The sequence below is a fragment of the Dryocola sp. LX212 genome, from assembly GCA_041504365.1.
GTDB lineage: Bacteria > Pseudomonadota > Gammaproteobacteria > Enterobacterales > Enterobacteriaceae > Dryocola.
In genome coordinates this window covers 2,722,254-2,738,210 of sequence record CP167917.1, presented here as the reverse complement: position 1 = coordinate 2,738,210, position 15,957 = coordinate 2,722,254, and the positions used below count along the sequence as shown (strand labels likewise).

Sequence of the window (15,957 nt, the reverse complement as noted above, 5' to 3'; positions counted from 1 at the left end):
TAATGATTCGGAGCAACAATGTATATTTGCGTTCCAGTTAGAAATGACATGCTCATTAATGTTGAGTTTATCCATGGTTATTTATTCTCCGGCCAGTCAGCACCAAACATCTCGTTTAGTTCATCCACCGCATGGGCAAGAGTCCTTTTGCATAAAAGAATTACAGCTGCGACATTTTCGTTCACCTCTGAATGTTGAACTAGAGAGAGACATTTAATCACCTCATCGACCTGGTGACATGTTTGCCTGAGGGTGTGGCTTTCCAATACCTGCTTCGTTACTTGGTTCATCTCATTGGCTCCATTGTTTGCCGGTGAGATGATTAAACATCATGTGAACTTAATTTTCAATATAATGTGTATTATTTTTATTATTTATCTCACAAAATGATGATTTTACTGTTTATTTAGTTTATAAAAAACCCGGCATAAGCCGGGTTAAAACAAATTCATGTTTACTTTTCTCACCAGAGGACACTGGTCCAGAACATACGACCAACAATTTCTACTTCTGACAATGGATGGTCTTCGGGTGGATGCTCCTCACTGTTGTAACTTCTTAAGCTCACACGGTCTGGGCCAATACGATAAAGCATTTTCAATCTCTTCCAACCATCTTGATTGACAGCGTAAACCTTCCCATCAACTATTCTTTTATCATCGCAGTTGATTGCGACTGTAGCCCCGTCAGGTATCAAAGGTTCCATACTGTTGCCCCGTGCTGGGAAGCACAATACCCCTGAACCATCAGACCTAGCTCCAACCCTGCGAAGAGTAGATTTTGAAAAGCGAATTTTAAAACCGTTGTAATCCTCCTCTGCCATACTTCCATCTCCGCATGCAAACTCTATATCTTTTAAAAACGGCACCTCCACCTCGTCATCATTGATTGGTGTAGAGCTGTCCCAAACATCGACAGTACCCCACTCGGATTCTGGGGCAATACTGGACTCCTTGGAAGGTAGCGATAAGTGTGATCTTGGGGTACCAGTGCCAGTTAGAATCCAACTCAGTGAATATCCCAACTTTTCACTAATGGCCTGTGCTGCAAAACGGCTAATTGCATTTCTCTTCATCCAATTGTTGACGCTTTGTGGTGATGAGTCAGTTAACTCTGCTAATTCTTTTTGCCGTAAATTCTCAGAATTCATAATGAATTCAAGGCGTTCTCTCATTGTGTCCATAAGCCCTCCAAGTTTTCCCTCATCATACACAAAATGTTTATTTATTCAATATACATAATGTTGATTTTATTTTGCTCATGAATTAACATGCGGTGAATTAAGTTCATTTGGTGTGAATTATGTTGAAAGACAAACTACATATCGCCACCCCGCTGGAAAAAGCAGTTTTCGCAGTTGGTGGTAAGCAAAAGGTTTTAGCGGAGCTCTTAGGCCTCTCGGCGCAAGCTATTACTCAGACTAAAAAACGGGGGGGGAAACTCCCTCTGCGATGGATGAGGGAGGTCATAGAGGTTACTGGTCTTAGCAAAGAAGATCTTTATCCAGATACTTTCCCCAACTCGCGAGGCGGGGCCAATGCCTCCTGACTACCGCAGCACAGTGATGCCTGAAGCATTCAGCCTAGCAGATGCGGAGTGGATTCAGGAGCAGTTGTTGAGGTTGTCTCCGTCGGTGCGGCAAAAAGCAATAACCAGATATGCAGATGTTTACCTGCTCACGATGGAAGAAGAGCTGGTGAGTTACCGGAAGGAGAACAAGGCAAGACACGAAGCAAACACCAGGCTTCGACTCTTCGCAGATACACATGCAAGAGCATTGCAGGGGTACACAGAGAAACCCCCTTCAATTGGTCAGTAATGACCCCCTTGATAGCGGAAGGACTTAAAGGTGTCTGGACGGCTAAATATCTCTTTTGATGGGGGAGAGGGAAGAGGGGGGTAAGGGGGGAGTTGGGTGTGGGGGCAGGAATAGCGCTTTTCCAGGAAGGTAGCACTTAGTTTAAGTAGATCACTGTATTGGTTGTGGTCTTTCAAAATGCGGCACAGCCGTTTAGACGGCTAGCAGTATCAAAGCAAATTAGGGCATTTCTCTGGAAAAGTTTTATTGCAGGGAGATGAAAGATTGAAAGGCGGCTGGTTGCCTTGCGGGAGGTCAACCAGCCATGTGAGGAGGAGTCTTTGAAAACCACATCACGTATTTATTATCGCATTACCCGGGAGGCTGCTCAATGCTAAGCATCACGCCTAACTTTGCTCAGGAGCGCGCACTGAACATGCTGCGCCGTGACTGGAAAGCCTATAACTCGTTTATGGTCTATGCACCAACGGGCAGCGGTAAAACTGGCCTGGCCGCATTTATCGCTGATGGTTTTGTTAGTCGCGGGATGCGAGTGCTGTTTGTGGCACCGTATACGATCCTGTTAAATCAGACGGCACAGCGCTTCACCGAATACGGCCTACCGGAAGAACAGATCAGCTTCATCTGGCGTGACCATCCGAACCAGGACCCAAAACTTCAGATTCAGATCGCCAGCGCCGACACGCTGATCCGCCGTAACTTCCCGGACAATATCGACCTGTTAATCATTGATGAAGCGCACCTGCGCCGCAAAAGCATCCTGGAATCAATCAAATACCTTACGACTAATACGGGCGTGAAAGTTATTGGCCTGTCGGGAACGCCGTTCTCTCCGTTCCTGGGCAGTTACTACGAACGCCTGATTAAACCTACGACTATTGCTGAACTGATCCAGCGCGGCGACCTGAGCGGCTATGAGTTTTACGCGCCTACAAAACCAGATCTGTCCGGCGTTAAAACAAAAAACACCGTTGAATTTGGGCGCGACTACAACGAAACCCAGCTGGCCGAAATCATGTGTGGTTCGGATCTGGTGGGTGACATCGTTGGTAACTGGCTGGAGAACGGCAGGGACCTGCCAACAGTCGCATTTTGCGTGAATGTGAACCATGCCAACTTCGTGACCATTCAGTTTAACCAGGCAGGCGTTAATGCTGAGGTAATGACAGCTGATACCCCACACGATGAGCGGCAGCTGATTATTCACCGCTTCGAAAGTGGAGCAACAAAAATCATTGTGAGCGTTGGCGTGCTGGTGGCTGGCTTCGATAGTGATGTGCGCTGCGTTATCTATGCCCGACCGACTAAAAGCGAAATCCGCTGGTTACAGGCGCTAGGGCGAGGCTTGCGAAAAGCACCTGGCAAAGAAACATGTCTCATCTTCGATCATAGCGGCACGGTGCACCGTCTCGGCTTCCCTGACGCGATTGAGTACGACGAGCTACGCAGCACTAGCGACGGCATGAAAGACGCTGCAGCACGCGATGCAGAAGAGCGAGAGGAGAAGCTTCCTAAAGAGTGCTCTGAGTGCCACTACATGAAACCGGCGGGCGTCTACGTCTGCCCTAAATGTGGTTTCAAGCCGCTGGTAGGCGAGGACGTGGAAACGGATACGCAGCGGAAAATCAAAAAGCTCGGTAAGGGTGAGGTTTCTTATACCAAAACTCAGAAACAAGCCTGGTGGAGCCAGATTAAATTTTACCAAAACATGCGGCTGTTAACGAGCAAGCCGATCAGTGATGGATGGTGTGCCAACACCTTCAAGGAAAAGTTTGGAGCCTGGCCAAACGGCTTGAGCCCGTTCCCGATGGAGATCACCCCGGAAGTCAGCAATTTCATAAAGCATAAGCAGATCGCATTTGCCAAAGCTAAGCAGAAGAGTGAACCAGCAGAGCAGAAAGGCGTTCATTCAGGCATTACGCCTTCCACTACCAGCCAAATTATTAACGCTCAGAAGCAATTAAAAGTTATGCGAGAAAGCCAGGGGGAAAGAGCATGAAAACCGTTGAAGCAGCGAAGGGGCACTGGCCTGTAATATTCGAGCACTATGGCCTGCCACCAGTAACCGGGAAAAATCACTTCAAAGGAGAATGCCCAGTTTGTGGGTCACGCGGTAAATATCGCAGTGACGACCACGAAGGCACCGGCTCCTGGATTTGTAAGTGCGGAAGCGGTGATGGTATGACGCTGCTGGTCAAAACACAGGGTAAGCCTTATGGCGTGCTGTGCCGTGAAATAGATGAGCTATTAGGCAATGACTATCAGCACCGCGTTGTGCCGATGAACACTACCGCGTCCAGCCTGCGGCAGCGTGTTATCAGTAAATTCTCTAAGCTGGTGGGCCTGCGCGGAACATCAGCCGCCCGGTATCTTTTCAACCGTGGGATCACCAAATTGCCAACCGAAGCCGTGCGTTTTTGTGACAAGGAGCGTTATCAGGGCCATGTGTTCCAGTCGCTATATTCGCTCGCGACGGACAACAAAGGCGAGCTCTGCTATCTGCACCGCACGTTACTCGATGGCGATAAAAAAGCGTCCCTGGGCAAAATTGAAGGTAATAAACTCCTCCGCTCACTGCAGGAGCAAACCTATCTCGATCATGCACAGTCCGTAGCTGTACGCATGTTCCCGATCGCCTCCACGATGGGTATTGCTGAAGGTATCGAAACGGCCTTATCTGCCCACCAGATTTACCACGTTAACACCTGGGCGACGTTGAACAGCGGCTTCATGAAGAAATTCCGGGCACCTGCGGGTGTTAAGCATCTCGTAATTTTTGCGGATATGGATAAAAACTCTGCAACGGGGCATGCAGCTGCATTTGAATGTGCCCACGCAAATTTGCTGGCAAAAAACGACATTGAGAAGGTAACGATCCGCTGGCCTGATAATGGAGATTTTAACGACCTCATCATTAACGGTGACCAGGTACGTGAGATGAATTTCATGAAAAAGGCGGCAGCATGAAACTTGAAGCATCTTTGAAACACTTCAGCCCGCAGGGACTGGCTATTACTTATAGGTTGGGAGATAACTGCAATGCGTGACATGTACGAAGTATTAGACCGCTGGGGCGCATGGGCAGCTTCTGATAATAGTGGTGTTGACTGGCAACCCATTGCTGCTGGCTTTAAGGGCTTAATCCCGCATGGTAAGAAATCTCGCCCACAATGCACGGACGACGAAGGGATCATGATTGACGGCTGCGTGGCGCGTTTGAGGAAATACAGGCCCGAGGAGCATGAACTCGTCATCGCTCACTTTGTTATCGGCATCTCATTACGTTCTATTGCGAAGAAGCGGAAGTGCTCAGACGGGACGATCAGGAAGGAATTACAAACTGCGCTAGGATTTATTGATGGATGTCTTGCAATGCTACCGCTTTGATTTTTTACCTGTGTAATGATACAAGGACACCCCCATATGTCTGACATAGTATGGCAGCTCTGTTGCGGGGTGTTTAGATACTGACTTAAAACGAAGCGGAATAGTCTCTGGCTCTAGTTCTACACCTTGAACATTTGCAGAGAAATAATTTTGCCAAGCGTTAAATTTAATCGATGATTTATCCGCTTTAATATAAATCAACATTCCGCCGTGGTCATCTCGACACGTACCTGTACCATATCGCTCAGTAAGCTGTATCCATCCATCATGAATATATTTTGGACCATCCCAGAGCTTAGCTTCACCTATCCATTCGAATTTGCCACGTTGATGTTTAACTAAAATATCAACGTGGCCACCATGTTGAGTATCATGCTCAGCATCGTATAGGCGACCTTTTAAAAAGGTTATGATACAAGAAGTTAGCTCGTCCTCACCCCATTTCACATCTTGATAGAAATGCTTATTGTTTTCTAAATCCTGAATGGCATCATCTATATCAATATATAACTGATTAACAAAGATTTCTTTTGTGGCTGCAAGTTTTCGTTGGACCATTCCACGTAAATCTGAATCGAATCTCATTAATGATTCAATATCAGCTAGGCTGAGATCTTGATCAATCATGGAGAGATTCCAAAAAATCGGACGGAGTGAAATAGGGGAAAAGATATTGGTTAAAATTATCGACCAATTTACCAGTTTCGGGGTGGTAAAATTTTCCAGTATCTAAGGCATGTGAAATCAAGTCATCATCTACAACCAGCGGTTCTTCCAAAGTATCATCAATATACTGAATGTGCATGTTTAAAAGATGAGCTCTATAACTTGAAAAATAATCTGTGGCCTTAATTAAAAGCACATAATCTTCAGGGGTGGTTATATCTAGCCCAGTGCCATTAATTAATGTTTTATATGTGAAATGCTTTATTTTTCGAGCATTTTTACTAGTTAAAAATATAAGAAGCGTGCGACAAACATAACGAGCCGGATCTTTAAAGTCCTGTTCGATCTGCCTAAAAATGTCACACATTTCTATTTTTTTCATTTTATTCCTGCTTGCTTTGCCTTTTTAGCTTCACAAGATTTAACCGATTCCAGAATTCTATTAACAATAAAAACCATAGATTCAATATTGTTGCAGTTGCTGGCGATAGCTTCGTACAACCGCTGTTTTGGGTTGTCAAGCATTGTACGCTTGCCGGGTAATGTTAGCTCGACAGACAAAATTTGTGAAGCGCTTTGCTTAAGATCCCAAATCTTACCCAACTTAAACTTTGTCAGAATCGGGCTGGCGGCTTCACCCCCATGGTGATAACTATCACGGCGCAAACATTGCTGGCTGGGCTTTAGCTTTAATGAGCTTGTGTTGCCATCAGCTGTAATGAACGAAACGTGAGAAACTCGGCCATCAATCTTTTCGTATAAATCCTGAATAGATCCAAAAAGTTCGATGGGTTTGTTCAAACTTATACCAGCATGCTCCTTTACAAATTTTTGCACTAAATGCTGCTGGTATTGGGATTCTGAGCGAGGTAGAACAGACAAATCCACTGATTGTATAAGTAGCTTTTCGGATGGAAGGAGCATTATACTGTTAAAACATTGTGTTACTTGCCGGGTCTTACATTTTATCTCTCCACCACTGGCGCGCAGCTCCATCCCAGCATCGCTAAGATGAGTTTGATCAAGTTCAATAACCTCAGTGTAATAAGCTTTAGAAACCAGAATTGCAGTTTCAATTTGATTTTCATTAATGATATCGAGCTTTAATTCAGCAAAATGTAAGTCTGCATCCGCAGCCAAAAGTTCTTCGTTTGAAAGAGGCGCCGGATATGCTTTAAGAAAGCTGCTCTCGTCCTTTTTTAACAAGGAAAAAGCTGACTGAATTTTTGCAACATCGCTGTCCTCAAGTCGGTACATAGTCAGTAATCTTGTACCGCTGAAGACTAGTCCTTTCCAGAAATCATCAATCACTTGTTTCAATGCTGAATCTTGCCGTACAGCGTGGTTCATACGTTCAATAAATGGATCTAAACCATTTGCTGTAATGCCCAAAGACGAGCCGAGTAACTTTCTTGTATTTCTCCAGCCAAACCTTGAATTGATGTTTCTGACCGTTTGCTCAAGCATTAACTCTTCCTTAAAGATATTCATTTTGGCCAAAGCCTTATACTAACTAAGTTTACAAAATCGCTAACGCGTACGCAAAAAGTATCGTAACCTGTTAAGAGTGGTCACTACGACACAGCACTTATACTCAAAAATAAACATTTCTGTTTTGCGTTAACCTCTTCTCCCCGTTAGGCTCTACCCCTCCAAATCGAGGAGGCACTTATGAAGAAATTGGTTATGGCATCAATCGCGCTTACGGTTGTTGGATGCTCTGCAAATGCTGAGCAAAGCAAACCGATCGGAAGGGCAAACCCAGCTTCTGAATACTGCGTTAAACAGGGCGGTAAGCTTGAAATCGTTAAAAATCCAGAAGGAGAGGTTGGTTACTGTTCTCTTCCGTCAGGTGAGCGGATTGAGGAGTGGGCGCTTTTTCGTCGTGATAATTCGCATGAAACCATTTCGAAATAATTAAAATATTTAATTACCATCGAGTTTTTTGCTGCCTCATGAAATAAGCGCATTGCCAATCAAATAAACCCGGGGTGGCTTGCTGGGTGATGTGCTTATTTGATGTGCGGTTACATTCAGCAAAAATCATATTATTTACATGGTTTATCATTACACATACTTTTCAGCCACGGCCCTTTAGCTCAGTTGGTTAGAGCGCGCGACTCATAATCGTTCGGACGCTGGTTCAATTCCAGCAAGGGCCGCCAGTTGCGGTAATCGTATAATGGCTATTACCTCAGCCTTCCAAGCTGATGATGCGGGTTCGATTCCCGCTGACCGCTCCAGTTAACGCTTTTCAGCCTGCGAAGAAGGGGTTGCCCGGAGTGGCTGGAAAGCACATTCGCATGAGCGCTGATTAATAGTTGATACGCACTATCGACCCTTAACGGCCACAGCCTCCAGCGCTCAGTCGAATGTGATGCTTAACCCGCCCAAAAGGCGGGTTTTGTGTTTCTGGCGGTTATCACCTGACTCTGTGCAATTCGTTGCGCGTTGCAGCTGCGATAAAAGCACTTCTGCTACCGTATTGCGGGTGGCCTTTCACTGCATCGTCGATTTGGTGTATTAATCGATGCGGCATCGTGATGTTAATTCGCTCGGCACGGCCATCAAACTTATCCATATTGATATGGATTAAAACCCACTGGCCGCCGACATACTCGGTAACGTTGTCAACTATATGTTCCTGCATTGAGCGGGGCTTCGGTATTTCCATGCCATGCTCAGCCAACGCCTCAAAATGCGCATCTATGGCGCCATGAGCATCAGCAATGGTTTCTTCGATAGTATCACCGGCAAAAATGCAGCCATCGACATCAGGGAACCAGCCGCTGGCGGAACCGTCTTCACCAATTTCTATAAATGCTGGGTAATGCATTTTTAACTCCCCGTGGTATTGGTTATAAAGGTACGCCCCGGAGGGCGCTTCCTTGTTTACTTAAGTCCTGCTTTCTTGAGTATTTGCCGGAGCGTTCCCGGTTTAATCTCTTTGCTGGGGTGGGGCACTGTTACAAGGTTTGGATTGTCTGGATTTTTGAAAGTGTGGTGACTACCTTTTACTCTTTCCAGCGTCCAGCCATTTTCCTCTAACAGCTTTATCAGCTCCGAACTCTTCAAGCGTCCTCCGTCTCGCCAACTGATATACACACTATACACACGATTATTGGTTGATGCAAGTTTTTGTGTGTGTGATACACACTTTTATGAGCTCACTTCGGTGGGACTTTTTCATATCTGCAATTTGAGCCTGCCATCATCGGCGGGCTTTTTTACGTTATCCATTTAAAGCAGGCCACAAAATGCCTCATCCAGTCGAAATCCCGGAAGACACCGGGTTAGGCTACCTCATCATTCTGTTATTCACATTGCTCGGTACGCTGGCGCGGGTGTTTCAAAACTGGATGAGCGGCAAGCCGATAAGCATTCTGTTCACCATTGGTCAGATAATTATTTCCATCTTCGCAAGTAGCATCATGCTGATGCTGGCCATACGTCTTGGCTGGCAGATATATGGTGTTTCAATTGCTTGCGGTTTATCGGCGTGGATGGGAATAAAAATATTGACGATATTCGAAAAAATGTTCACGGACCGCATAGAAAGGAAGAGTGATGAAAACAAGCGATAACGGCAGGCAATTTATTAGTGTTCATGAGGGCTGCAAGCTCAAGGCATACAAGGACGGTGGCGGAGTCTGGACTATCGGTTACGGACACACGAAAGGCGTGCAGAAGGGACAAGCAATCACTCAGGCGCAAGCTGATGAGTTCCTTGAGCAGGACCTGGCCCCGGTTGAGAGCTGCATTAACGAAAGCGTCAACGTTGATCTGAATCAGAACCAGTTCGATGCGCTGGCTGATTTTGTGTTCAACGTGGGCGAGAGCGCCTTTACCAGCTCGACGCTGCTGAAAAAGCTTAACGCTGGTGATTATCGCGGCGCAGCCGACCAGTTCACCCGCTGGGTGTATGACAACGATGTTTTTGTTCAGGGGTTGTATAACCGTCGCGTCGATGAAAAAACGCTGTTTCTGTCATGATTTTGGGCAGTGGCAGCCAACCTATAACTTTAACGGCCTCGCAAACGCGGGGCTTTTTTATATCTAAGGAGCAAGTAATGGCTACGCCAATTATCAAATATTTCGCATACGAGCATTTACCAGAACACCTTCAGGCGGTCAGCAAGCCACTTGGTGATCTAGCCCGGCAAATGGACGAGGCATTGCCTGACGGACCGGAAAAATCTGTTGGATTACGTAAGTTGCTTGAAGCGAAGGATGCTCTTGTCCGCGCAGCGATTAAGTAACCACTCCAGAGTATATTTCATCAATTTCAATAAGGCCCAACAATGCAAAAACACATTGGCGTAAAACTCATTAACGCAGTTTCGATGACTCGACAGGAATACAACACCCTGCGTGGCTGGCAGCTTCCACCCGATGAGAATGGCTCAGATGATGGCTATCTGGTTGAGTATCTGGACGGCGGAAAACCTAATACTGATGCCTATGCAGGTTACGTCAGCTGGAGCCCGAAAGAAGTTTTCGATAAGGCATACCGCCCTATTGCTGGTCTGAATTTCGGGTTGGCGATTGAAGCGCTTAAATCCGGTAAGCGTGTTGCTCGCGCTGGCTGGAACGGGAAGGGCATGTGGCTAGATCTCGTGCTCTCTCCTCGCAGTGGTGGTGCCAGAGCAGATCAGCTGCATTATACCATTGGAGGGCTGGATAACGGACTGTTGCCGTGGATTGGAATGAAGACAGCAGACGATTGCTTTGTTCCTTGGTTGGCGAGCCAGACTGATGTACTGGCGGAAGACTGGCAGATCATCGAGTAACCACTTCAGAGCGTCATTGCGATGGCGCTCGACAGTGTTTATTTAGGGGTTACATATTTGGAGATTATATGCAGGTCACTATCGACGGTGTCCCGTTTGCGCCTGTGTGCGTTACAGCAGGAAGAAGAATCGGCATAGCTATATCAACCCATAACAGGGCGAAAGTATTAAAAAGTACGCTCGATCAGCATCTGAAACACTTGCCCGCCGGTGCGCTGGTGGTTGTTATCGATGATGGTTCAAAGCCTGCTGCTGTGGTGCCTGATGGTGTGCAGTTGGTTCGTCATGATCAGTCGCTGGGTATTGTGGCCGCCAAAAACGCCAGCTTGCTGGCACTGATGGATGCAGGTTGTGAGCATCTGTTCTTGTGGGACGACGATGCTTGGCCTGTTGCCGATGGCTGGCACATGCCTTACGCTGAGTCGCCTGAGCCGCATCTTGCTTATCAGTTTCTCGACCTTTCTGGCCCGAAAAAGCTTAAAGACATGACCGTACTGCACCGGGATGAGCAGCATATCGCTTACACCGGGCAGCGTGGTGTCATGTTGTATTACCACCGCAGCGCGATTGAGAGAGTCGGCGGCTTCGACCCGGTGTATGGGCGCGGCATGTACGAGCACGGCGATTTGGCGCTGCGCATTCACAATGCAGGACTGACGACGTGGGCGTTTGCTGATGTGATTGGTTCTAACCGGCTAATTCATTCGCTGGACGAACATGAAGATGTCGAGCGCTCTGTTCCCCGCCTTGATCGTGAACAGCAGGTGAAGCGCAACGCCGGTATTTTTAATCACCGGCGTGATACCGGATACACCGGTTATGCTGATTTTCGCCCGCGCAGAAACCTTGTGCTGACAACGTTGCTGACCAGCCAGAAAGATCCGCAGCGCGGACAGCGCATGAAACCAGACCCAATGCAGTTGCAGGCGTGGGCAAAATCTATTCGCGGTGCTGACGCGGTCGTTCTGGCGGATGAACTGGCAACAGCTCCACCGGGCGCGCAACTGGTTAATGTTCCTGATGTGGCGATGAACGTCTATTTTCGCCGCTGGCTGCATATCTATCACTATCTGCGCGAACACCCGGAATACACGCATGTCTGGTGCACTGACGGCACTGATGTGGAAATGCTGCGGGAACCATGGCAGGTGATGCAGGCCGGTAAGGTGTACACCGGCTCAGAGCCTACGCTATATGCTGATAGCTGGGCCGCAAAAAACCACCCCGAAAAGCTCTACCAGGAATTTATCCGCGGGCACGCGAACGACGTCATGCTGAATGCGGGCCTGCTGGGTGGTAACCGAGACGATGTGTTGGCATTCGCGCATGGCATAGTGCGCCTGTTTTACCGCATCGAGAGCTACCGCTTCTGGAGGCTTGAGCAGGCCGCCAGTGCTGTTGGGGATATGATGGCCTTCGGGATTGTGGCTAAGTCGTTTGGCGATCGCATTGTTACCGGACCGCTTGTGCACACCATTTTTAAGTCCAACGGAACGGGCAAAGAGCTGGCCCTCTGGAGGCACAAATGAGAGTCGTCATCGTCGGGCATCACGCCAGACGGCAGCAAGCAGAAGGTCTGGCACGCTTACTCGACGCGCATCTACTGATGGATGAAGGCGAGCATGGTGCGAACGCTGGGCACAACCAGGCTATTGAATGGGCTGCCAGGCAGGTTGATCGGGTGATCGTTGTTGAAGATGATGCTCAGCCTGTTGCGGGGTTTAGAGAACTGGCGCAGGCATGGCTTGAGCGTTTTCCAGACCACCTTCTGTCTTTCTATCTTGGAACCGGGCGCCCGCCTCAGTATCAGCTGCACATTGCCACGCACCTGATTGCAGCTGACAGAACTGGTGCAGACCATATTATGCTGCCTCGTCTGATTCATGGCGTCTGTTACAGCGTGCCACCGTCTGGACTATCGAGGGTACTTTCGGGCTGGGAAAAGCATAAGCCCGCAGACTATGCCGTTGGCGATGCGTGGGGTGGCAAGGTTGTGTACCCGTGCCTGTCGTTGGTCGATCATCTTGACGGAGAATCACTTGAGCGCCCGCGAGCGATAAGGCGAGAACGGCGTAGAGCATGGCGACTGCATCCGGGATGCATAAATTAAAAGAGAAATGCAATGGCAAAGCTTCCCATGCTGGGCTCAAGGATTCAGGCTATCGATACACGCAGGATAAAGCCACTGGTGAGCGAAACGCTAAGGCTCAGTGGCGCAACACGCGTCACGATGAAGCGCAAGGTTTATGTTCGCGACGGTGGGATGTGCCAGCTCTGTGGGCGTGTTGTAGATTTGTGTGAGAGTGAGCTTGACCACAAGGTAGCCCTTCAGTTTGGAGGCAACAACGAACCTGAGAACCTGTGGACTCTCTGTATCCCCTGTCACGAAGACAAGACGAAACGAGAGAATTTCACTGGTGCTCCTGTTAATAGCTCACTGTGAATGATAACCATTCCTATCCATGCCCTCAAATAAATGAGAAATATTATCATTTGCATCTTGGCAGGGGGGGAGGGGCGCGCGCGGGAGCCCTTTTGCCGCTACACGGCGCACCCCCTCACGCGCAGAAAAAATCATGTTTTTCGAAAGTGGTTAACCTTCTGGTTAACCTGTTTAAGCGGGAGTTAACAATGCTGACAGGGCAAAAAAAGAAATATGCTGATGCCCTGAAAGAGGGAATGAAACAGCGTGAAGCCGCCATTCATGCGGGTTACAGCGAGAAGACGGCGAAAGTTAAGGGCAGTCAATTAGCAAAAGATCCGGATGTTGTTGCGTACCTGTCACGGATCGCCACAGATAAAAAAGTTAACTCTTCGGTTAACCAGGGGGCTGAGCGAAATTTGCCTGCAAGCGAGGGGGGCAGTGATGAGCTACCCGATCCCCTGAAGGTTATGGCCCGTATCATGCAGGACAATATTACTTCTGATCCGAAACTTGCTCTCGAAGCTGCTGCGAAGCTGGCACCATACGTCAGCCAAAAGAAAGGAGTGCCCGGAAAGAAAGAAGCGCGCAACGCTGCGGCAAAAAGCGCAATGAAAAAATTTGGTTCTATGGCACCGCCAAAACTGGTTGTGAACAATAAGGGATAGTGAATCAGAAATGAAAAAAAAAGCAGAAACTAAAAAAGCCACCACATCTGCCAATGTGATGGCCGGTACGAAACTTAACGATAAATGGTGTAAACAGGTTGCAAACGAATTTCTCCGTCGAATCAATGCAACAGCTTCCTGATGCTCGCGGCGATATCTTCGGGTGTTTCGGGCTGCGCTGAGTCCATGCCATTTGCAATTTGGTTTAACGTCATCGCAATTACATCACGATTGCGAATGGCATCATCCAGTAGACTGGCTGTTTTTCGATAAGAGTCCGCAAATTTCTTTTTATCAAGTTCTCCGATTTCGGCCACCTTTAATGACAGATGCACGATTGCAGCAGAATGCCCTGCAAGCAGAGCTACGATCATTTCAAGCTGTTCTTTAGTCAAAGTATTTGCTCCAATTTTATTGTAGTGAGCTGGAATGCTAACAAACCCCATACGATTGAAGTTGAGCAATCATGCCAGTTTTCTGATTGCTGCCCACGAACGGCACGACAGGTAACGGAGAGGATATGGTTCAGTGGACAACAGCCTGTCCTGATTGGGAGCACAGGCTTAGACACCATATGCCTGTTATTCCGCCCCCAATCTACCCAGAACAGGCTGAACAGGCATTATCTATATTTCGTGAATTACGGGTGTCAGATCTGCCCGGAAAACCCACTTTTGGCGAGTGCTCCGATCCCTGGGTATTCGATTACGTGGCTGCAATTTTTGGTGCATACGATGCGGATACCGGAAACCAGCTTATCCGTGAATATGGGCTGCTTATCGCCAAAAAGAATACCAAATCAACCATAGCTGCCGGGATCATGCTGACTGCATTGATTTTATGCTGGCGTGAAGATGAAGAGCATTTGATTCTGGCTCCCACCAAAGAAGTTGCTGATAACAGCTTCAAACCTGCCGCCGGAATGATCCGTGCAGATGACGAGCTGTCTGATATTTTTAATATTCAGGACCACATTCGCACAATTACGCACAGGGAAACACGCAATACGCTTAAGGTCGTGGCCGCAGAAACGGATACGGTATCCGGGAAGAAGGCTGGTCGGGTGCTGGTCGACGAACTTTGGCTTTTTGGTAAGCAGAAAAACGCCGAAGCGATGTTCATGGAGGCGCTGGGCGGCCAGGTATCCCGCAATGAAGGGTGGGTTATCTATCTGACCACGCAAAGTGACGGCCCGCCTGCGGGCGTGTTTAAGGAGCGACTCCAGTACTGGCGAGACGTGCGCGACGGCAAAATCCACGATCCGAAAACGTTAGGGGTTCTGTACGAATTTCCTGACGATATGGTGAAGGATAAAGCGTACCTCCAGCCTGAAAATTTCTACATTACCAACCCCAATATTGGCCGCTCCGTCAGTGAGGACTGGATAGCCGACAACCTTCTTAAAAACCAGTCGAAAACAGACGGCACGCTGCAGCAGTTTCTGGCAAAGCACCTCAATATTGAAATCGGGCTCAGCCTTCGCAGTGACCGCTGGGCTGGCGTTGATTTCTGGACTCCGCAGAAAGCTAAGCTTTCACTGACCCGAATTATTGAGCGCAGTGAAGTCATCGACGTGGGAGTGGACGGCGGTGGGCTTGATGATCTTCTCGGTATGACGGTCGTTGGCCGGGACCGTGTGACTAAAGAGTGGCTGAGCTGGAGCCATGCCTGGGCGCATGTTATTGCACTTGAGAGGCGTAAAAGCGAGGCGGCCAGACTGCATGATTTTGAGCGGGCAGGCGAGCTGACTATTGTTCAGCAGGCCGGGGATGATGTTATGGAGATGGCTGAATTCGTCAGCCAGATCCACAAAGCGGAGCTGCTGGACAAAATTGGTGTGGATCCGTCAGGTATCGGCTCCATTCTCGATGCGCTGATGAGTGTCGGCATTCCGGAAGAGGTCATCGTCGGTATCAGTCAGGGATGGCGGCTGGGAGGCGCTATCAAAACCACAGAGCGAAAGCTGGCGGAAGGCGTGCTGAAGCATGCCGATCAGGCGCTGATGGACTGGTGCGTGGGCAATGCCCGCGTTGAACCACGCGGCAATGCCATTCTGATCACCAAACAGTCCAGCGGTGCAGGCAAGATTGACCCGTTGATGGCCTTATTCAATGCAGTTTCGCTGATGGCGTTAAATCCGGCCGCCGTGAAGAAGGACTACAAAATATTCTTTATGTAACCCCACACCATCTATCAGACCCGCTT

At 48.3% G+C, this 15,957-nt stretch carries 23 protein-coding genes and 2 tRNA genes; 17 read left to right on the top strand and 8 right to left on the bottom strand.

The window, feature by feature from the left end; all coding sequences use genetic code 11:
- Positions 1 to 77: 77 nt before the first annotated feature.
- Complete coding sequence (locus ACA108_13150; protein ID XEX94346.1) at positions 78 to 290, bottom strand: hypothetical protein; 213 nt, start codon at positions 288 to 290, stop codon at positions 78 to 80.
- 173 nt (positions 291 to 463) lie between these two features.
- Entirely contained in the window at positions 464 to 1,183 is a 720-nt protein-coding gene (locus ACA108_13145) for a helix-turn-helix transcriptional regulator (protein ID XEX94345.1), read from the bottom strand.
- A 119-nt stretch (positions 1,184 to 1,302) separates the two neighbouring features.
- Between ACA108_13145 and ACA108_13140 the strand changes: the two genes are divergently transcribed.
- From ACA108_13140 to ACA108_13120, 5 genes are all read left to right on the top strand, one after another.
- Complete coding sequence (locus tag ACA108_13140; protein ID XEX94344.1) at positions 1,303 to 1,548, top strand: transcriptional regulator; 246 nt, start codon at positions 1,303 to 1,305, stop codon at positions 1,546 to 1,548.
- On the top strand, positions 1,538 to 1,819 hold the full coding sequence (locus ACA108_13135) for a hypothetical protein (protein ID XEX94343.1): 282 nt from the start codon (positions 1,538 to 1,540) through the stop codon (positions 1,817 to 1,819). Before ACA108_13140 ends, ACA108_13135 begins: the two co-directional genes overlap by 11 nt.
- A gap of 415 nt (positions 1,820 to 2,234) precedes the next feature.
- Positions 2,235 to 3,818, top strand: a complete 1,584-nt coding sequence (locus ACA108_13130) for a DEAD/DEAH box helicase (protein ID XEX98102.1) — start codon at positions 2,235 to 2,237, stop codon at positions 3,816 to 3,818.
- A complete protein-coding gene (locus ACA108_13125) occupies positions 3,815 to 4,786 on the top strand; it encodes a toprim domain-containing protein (GenBank protein XEX94342.1) in 972 nt (323 codons plus the stop codon). Before ACA108_13130 ends, ACA108_13125 begins: the two co-directional genes overlap by 4 nt.
- Before the next feature lie 72 nt (positions 4,787 to 4,858).
- Entirely contained in the window at positions 4,859 to 5,206 is a 348-nt protein-coding gene (locus ACA108_13120; GenBank protein ID XEX94341.1) for an antiterminator Q family protein, read from the top strand.
- Here the strand turns inward: ACA108_13120 and ACA108_13115 are convergent.
- Genes ACA108_13115 through ACA108_13105 form a run of 3 tightly spaced genes read right to left on the bottom strand, consistent with a single transcriptional unit; the run spans position 5,195 to position 7,339 of the window.
- Positions 5,195 to 5,833, bottom strand: a complete 639-nt coding sequence (locus tag ACA108_13115) for a hypothetical protein (protein ID XEX94340.1) — start codon at positions 5,831 to 5,833, stop codon at positions 5,195 to 5,197. The genes ACA108_13120 and ACA108_13115 overlap by 12 nt on opposite strands.
- Positions 5,826 to 6,254, bottom strand: coding sequence for a hypothetical protein (locus ACA108_13110; GenBank protein ID XEX94339.1), 429 nt, complete (start codon positions 6,252 to 6,254; stop codon positions 5,826 to 5,828). The genes ACA108_13115 and ACA108_13110 overlap by 8 nt, the downstream gene beginning before the upstream one ends.
- Positions 6,251 to 7,339, bottom strand: coding sequence for a hypothetical protein (locus ACA108_13105; GenBank protein XEX94338.1), 1,089 nt, complete (start codon positions 7,337 to 7,339; stop codon positions 6,251 to 6,253). Before ACA108_13105 ends, ACA108_13110 begins: the two co-directional genes overlap by 4 nt.
- A gap of 204 nt (positions 7,340 to 7,543) precedes the next feature.
- On the opposite strand from ACA108_13105, the gene ACA108_13100 reads away from it, so the two are divergent.
- The 3 genes from ACA108_13100 (at position 7,544) to ACA108_13090 (ending at position 8,115) form a co-directional block, all read left to right on the top strand.
- On the top strand, positions 7,544 to 7,789 hold the full coding sequence (locus ACA108_13100; GenBank protein ID XEX94337.1) for a DUF333 domain-containing protein: 246 nt from the start codon (positions 7,544 to 7,546) through the stop codon (positions 7,787 to 7,789).
- A gap of 171 nt (positions 7,790 to 7,960) precedes the next feature.
- Positions 7,961 to 8,037, top strand: a tRNA-Ile gene (locus ACA108_13095).
- Between the two features lie 3 nt (positions 8,038 to 8,040).
- Positions 8,041 to 8,115: transfer RNA gene (locus ACA108_13090), tRNA-Gly, on the top strand.
- A gap of 179 nt (positions 8,116 to 8,294) precedes the next feature.
- Here ACA108_13090 and ACA108_13085 read toward each other — a convergent pair.
- Positions 8,295 to 8,708 (bottom strand): type II toxin-antitoxin system HicB family antitoxin, encoded by a 414-nt coding sequence (locus ACA108_13085; protein XEX94336.1) that lies wholly within the window; start codon positions 8,706 to 8,708, stop codon positions 8,295 to 8,297.
- A 56-nt stretch (positions 8,709 to 8,764) separates the two neighbouring features.
- On the bottom strand, positions 8,765 to 8,947 hold the full coding sequence (locus tag ACA108_13080; protein XEX94335.1) for a type II toxin-antitoxin system HicA family toxin: 183 nt from the start codon (positions 8,945 to 8,947) through the stop codon (positions 8,765 to 8,767).
- A 182-nt stretch (positions 8,948 to 9,129) separates the two neighbouring features.
- On the opposite strand from ACA108_13080, the gene ACA108_13075 reads away from it, so the two are divergent.
- The 8 genes from ACA108_13075 (at position 9,130) to ACA108_13040 (ending at position 13,752) form a co-directional block, all read left to right on the top strand.
- Entirely contained in the window at positions 9,130 to 9,456 is a 327-nt protein-coding gene (locus ACA108_13075) for a hypothetical protein (protein ID XEX94334.1), read from the top strand.
- On the top strand, positions 9,440 to 9,865 hold the full coding sequence (locus tag ACA108_13070; GenBank protein ID XEX94333.1) for a lysozyme: 426 nt from the start codon (positions 9,440 to 9,442) through the stop codon (positions 9,863 to 9,865). Before ACA108_13075 ends, ACA108_13070 begins: the two co-directional genes overlap by 17 nt.
- A gap of 77 nt (positions 9,866 to 9,942) precedes the next feature.
- The gene (locus ACA108_13065) at positions 9,943 to 10,131 is read left to right on the top strand and encodes a hypothetical protein (GenBank protein XEX94332.1); all 189 of its coding nucleotides are present in this window, start codon (positions 9,943 to 9,945) and stop codon (positions 10,129 to 10,131) included.
- A gap of 42 nt (positions 10,132 to 10,173) precedes the next feature.
- On the top strand, positions 10,174 to 10,662 hold the full coding sequence (locus ACA108_13060; GenBank protein XEX94331.1) for a DUF2829 domain-containing protein: 489 nt from the start codon (positions 10,174 to 10,176) through the stop codon (positions 10,660 to 10,662).
- A gap of 68 nt (positions 10,663 to 10,730) precedes the next feature.
- Complete coding sequence (locus ACA108_13055) at positions 10,731 to 12,191, top strand: glycosyltransferase family 2 protein (GenBank protein ID XEX94330.1); 1,461 nt, start codon at positions 10,731 to 10,733, stop codon at positions 12,189 to 12,191.
- Positions 12,188 to 12,772, top strand: coding sequence for a hypothetical protein (locus ACA108_13050; protein XEX94329.1), 585 nt, complete (start codon positions 12,188 to 12,190; stop codon positions 12,770 to 12,772). The genes ACA108_13055 and ACA108_13050 overlap by 4 nt, the downstream gene beginning before the upstream one ends.
- Positions 12,773 to 12,784: 12 nt before the next feature.
- A complete protein-coding gene (locus ACA108_13045) occupies positions 12,785 to 13,105 on the top strand; it encodes an HNH endonuclease (GenBank protein ID XEX94328.1) in 321 nt (106 codons plus the stop codon).
- 188 nt (positions 13,106 to 13,293) lie between these two features.
- Complete coding sequence (locus tag ACA108_13040; protein ID XEX94327.1) at positions 13,294 to 13,752, top strand: terminase small subunit; 459 nt, start codon at positions 13,294 to 13,296, stop codon at positions 13,750 to 13,752.
- A gap of 122 nt (positions 13,753 to 13,874) precedes the next feature.
- Here the strand turns inward: ACA108_13040 and ACA108_13035 are convergent, their stop codons facing one another.
- Positions 13,875 to 14,216, bottom strand: a complete 342-nt coding sequence (locus ACA108_13035; protein XEX94326.1) for a hypothetical protein — start codon at positions 14,214 to 14,216, stop codon at positions 13,875 to 13,877.
- A 56-nt stretch (positions 14,217 to 14,272) separates the two neighbouring features.
- Here ACA108_13035 and ACA108_13030 point away from each other — a divergent pair, with 56 nt between their 5' ends.
- On the top strand, positions 14,273 to 15,931 hold the full coding sequence (locus ACA108_13030; protein ID XEX94325.1) for a terminase large subunit: 1,659 nt from the start codon (positions 14,273 to 14,275) through the stop codon (positions 15,929 to 15,931).
- The last annotated feature ends 26 nt before the right edge of the window (positions 15,932 to 15,957 follow it).

Excerpts from the sequence above, each read along its gene's own strand:
- ACA108_13030 (XEX94325.1), top strand. The coding sequence starts at position 14,273 with ATGGTTCAGTGGACAACAGCCTGTCCTGATTGGGAGCACAGGCTTAGA.
- ACA108_13040 (XEX94327.1), top strand. The coding sequence starts at position 13,294 with ATGCTGACAGGGCAAAAAAAGAAATATGCTGATGCCCTGAAAGAGGGA.
- ACA108_13150 (XEX94346.1), bottom strand. The coding sequence starts at position 290 with ATGAACCAAGTAACGAAGCAGGTATTGGAAAGCCACACCCTCAGGCAA.
- ACA108_13070 (XEX94333.1), top strand. The coding sequence starts at position 9,440 with ATGAAAACAAGCGATAACGGCAGGCAATTTATTAGTGTTCATGAGGGC.
- ACA108_13120 (XEX94341.1), top strand. The coding sequence starts at position 4,859 with ATGCGTGACATGTACGAAGTATTAGACCGCTGGGGCGCATGGGCAGCT.
- ACA108_13050 (XEX94329.1), top strand. The coding sequence starts at position 12,188 with ATGAGAGTCGTCATCGTCGGGCATCACGCCAGACGGCAGCAAGCAGAA.
- ACA108_13075 (XEX94334.1), top strand. The coding sequence starts at position 9,130 with ATGCCTCATCCAGTCGAAATCCCGGAAGACACCGGGTTAGGCTACCTC.
- ACA108_13105 (XEX94338.1), bottom strand. The coding sequence starts at position 7,339 with ATGCTTGAGCAAACGGTCAGAAACATCAATTCAAGGTTTGGCTGGAGA.
- ACA108_13135 (XEX94343.1), top strand. The coding sequence starts at position 1,538 with ATGCCTCCTGACTACCGCAGCACAGTGATGCCTGAAGCATTCAGCCTA.
- ACA108_13045 (XEX94328.1), top strand. The coding sequence starts at position 12,785 with ATGGCAAAGCTTCCCATGCTGGGCTCAAGGATTCAGGCTATCGATACA.
- ACA108_13065 (XEX94332.1), top strand. The coding sequence starts at position 9,943 with ATGGCTACGCCAATTATCAAATATTTCGCATACGAGCATTTACCAGAA.
- ACA108_13085 (XEX94336.1), bottom strand. The coding sequence starts at position 8,708 with ATGCATTACCCAGCATTTATAGAAATTGGTGAAGACGGTTCCGCCAGC.
- ACA108_13115 (XEX94340.1), bottom strand. The coding sequence starts at position 5,833 with ATGATTGATCAAGATCTCAGCCTAGCTGATATTGAATCATTAATGAGA.
- ACA108_13100 (XEX94337.1), top strand. The coding sequence starts at position 7,544 with ATGAAGAAATTGGTTATGGCATCAATCGCGCTTACGGTTGTTGGATGC.
- ACA108_13140 (XEX94344.1), top strand. The coding sequence starts at position 1,303 with ATGTTGAAAGACAAACTACATATCGCCACCCCGCTGGAAAAAGCAGTT.
- ACA108_13130 (XEX98102.1), top strand. The coding sequence starts at position 2,235 with ATGCTGCGCCGTGACTGGAAAGCCTATAACTCGTTTATGGTCTATGCA.
- ACA108_13110 (XEX94339.1), bottom strand. The coding sequence starts at position 6,254 with ATGAAAAAAATAGAAATGTGTGACATTTTTAGGCAGATCGAACAGGAC.
- ACA108_13055 (XEX94330.1), top strand. The coding sequence starts at position 10,731 with ATGCAGGTCACTATCGACGGTGTCCCGTTTGCGCCTGTGTGCGTTACA.
- ACA108_13145 (XEX94345.1), bottom strand. The coding sequence starts at position 1,183 with ATGGACACAATGAGAGAACGCCTTGAATTCATTATGAATTCTGAGAAT.
- ACA108_13060 (XEX94331.1), top strand. The coding sequence starts at position 10,174 with ATGCAAAAACACATTGGCGTAAAACTCATTAACGCAGTTTCGATGACT.
- ACA108_13125 (XEX94342.1), top strand. The coding sequence starts at position 3,815 with ATGAAAACCGTTGAAGCAGCGAAGGGGCACTGGCCTGTAATATTCGAG.